Below are 386 nucleotides of genomic sequence, written 5' to 3' on the forward strand. Positions count from 1 at the left end.
CCCCCCCCCCCCCCCCCCCCCCCCCCCCCCCCCCCCCCCCCCCCCCCCCCCCCCCCCTTTCTTCATGATCCGGCGACCACCGAGATCTACACCCGAACGTTGTCGTCGGCAGCGTCAGATGTGTATAAGAGACAGGCGTTCCGGGTGTCGCGCCAGGCCGGTCTCCGTCAGGATGACAACGCGCGTCTCCAGCCAACCGCGTGCAGTACGCCAGTCGTCTTGAGCACCGGCTGGCATGACCTCGTTGTGCCGGGGGGGGGGGGCACGTCTCCGAGCCCACGAGACCCGTGACCGAATCTCGGGTTCCGGCTTAGGGTTGAAAAGGGGGGGGGGGGGGGGGGGGGGGGGGGGGGGGGGGGGGGGGGGGGGGGGGGGGGGGGGGGGGG

Annotated in this window: 1 protein-coding gene; it reads right to left on the reverse strand. The window is 74.4% G+C overall.

The genetic code is table 11. The features are described from left to right. Positions 1 to 114 precede the first annotated feature (114 nt). A complete protein-coding gene (locus JHD67_RS22710; protein WP_255557470.1) occupies positions 115 to 237 on the reverse strand; it encodes a hypothetical protein in 123 nt (40 codons plus the stop codon). Positions 238 to 386 lie beyond the last annotated feature (149 nt).

Origin of the sequence: Dyella sp. ASV21, assembly GCF_016428975.1 — a bacterium.
Lineage (GTDB): Bacteria > Pseudomonadota > Gammaproteobacteria > Xanthomonadales > Rhodanobacteraceae > Dyella.